The following is a 1,492-nucleotide window of genomic DNA, read 5'->3' on the forward strand; positions in this document are numbered from 1 at the left end:
CAGCAAGATCGGCCGCGATATCCGTTTTTTTGAGTCCGCTTTGGAAAGGGCTTCACGTTGGATTTCGACCCTCCATTGTCTTGCGGCCGAGCATGCGCTCCAGCTCGCGGACGCGATCCTCCAGCTTCTTCACTTACACCGTCTCGCCTGGTTCGAAACTCTGCTCGATGATTTTCAGCTTCTGCTCGGTTGTCCACCGACTACGGCGAACATCGCCCGTCAGCAATTCAACGTGTCGGTACCCATTAGACATAAGCTTGTCCTCAAGCCTGTGCTCGAGCCTTTCTGCTTATGCCGACTGTCCGATCGAAATGGGGGCAGTTCAATTATCCACCGCAACAACATTAACGAGGCCAGGCACGGCAGTTGGTTTGTCCATCGACACGCTTAGCGCGAGCGGCCACAAGTTGAAGGGTTGCGGCAGCATCGAATTCGCTGATGAGGACGGCAACGTTTTGTGAGGTGCGCGAAGCGGATGCGCAGTTAGTCGCGGTCAAGGCCCGATGTCAGAACACGCAGATGTTGTTCGATGAGGATCAACAGCGCGATTACGCCGCAGATGGTCGCTGCTACCACAACACCTAAGCCAGCGCCCAGGACGTATCCCACAAAGGAAGGGAACTTGGCGCTGACAATGTACCTTTCAACAAGTGAACTCGTCACGATGATGATCACGAACGCGAGGAACAGGTTCCAGAAGTCAAGGACGGTTGCGAGTAGGCGATTCATTTGGTCCTCCATCTAAGCGTGTGCTTAATAGCCCGGGGAGACCAAACGTTCGGTGTAGCAGTAGCGTCAACAGAACCTTATTAAGGACGACGGTCAAAGTCATACGGCGGGATTAGAAGCGAAAGGGAGAAAGGCTTGCCGGGGTCACAGCAAGCGTTTCTTGTTTAGCATCTATGCGGGAGACTGGAGATCGATGCTCCGGCAAAAGAGCGCGAGTTCCAAGCATTGGTTCCCGAGAACATCAGAGCACTGGTCGAATATCCTGTTATCACTGTATTTGGTGTTGGCGTCGAGCCTCAAGCACTACATAGGTGGTTGGTGTTCCGAAACTAGGTCGGCAATGCCATAGAATCTCCAGCATCACACCGTTCGCAAAAACCGATTTACGCTCGGCTGGAGATCCCATTTACGATGGCAACCACTCGTCGCGCATGTTTCGCCAGACAGGCGAGCGCAAGAGGCTGCAGATGATGAGATGGATATGGCTGAAGAACCGCGGCCACAAGTTCGAGGTGTCTACGGGACTAGTTCTAGGTCTAGCCGCGTTAGCAATATACGCAGTTCAAGGATCTGACGCGATACCTGGCTTAGCGCTGATCCTTCGTCTGGCGCAGGTGGCATTTCCGAATGGGTAAAAAGGCTATGGAGTCGCAAGTCTGATTTTCCGTGACCTGCTCCCCTGATTGTCCGCGTTTATAAGTTAGCTTTGTTCATATTTTGTAGTGCTCCCAGATTTTGGGCCAGCGTGAGCTGGAATCTTCCG

General features: G+C 53.2%; 1 protein-coding gene and 1 pseudogene. Both read right to left on the reverse strand.

Features of this window, described 5'->3' with window-relative positions:
* A pseudogene (locus tag M0654_RS23020) lies at positions 1-133 on the reverse strand (IS3 family transposase); the annotation flags it as partial.
* A gap of 350 nt (positions 134-483) precedes the next feature.
* The gene (locus tag M0654_RS22545; RefSeq protein WP_248684987.1) at positions 484-729 is read right to left on the reverse strand and encodes a hypothetical protein; all 246 of its coding nucleotides are present in this window, start codon (positions 727-729) and stop codon (positions 484-486) included.
* Positions 730-1,492 lie beyond the last annotated feature (763 nt).

The sequence above is a fragment of the Neorhizobium turbinariae genome, from assembly GCF_023223505.1.
Classification (GTDB): Bacteria; Pseudomonadota; Alphaproteobacteria; order Rhizobiales; family Rhizobiaceae; genus Neorhizobium; species Neorhizobium turbinariae.

Excerpts from the sequence above, each read along its gene's own strand:
- M0654_RS22545 (WP_248684987.1), bottom strand. The coding sequence starts at position 729 with ATGAATCGCCTACTCGCAACCGTCCTTGACTTCTGGAACCTGTTCCTC.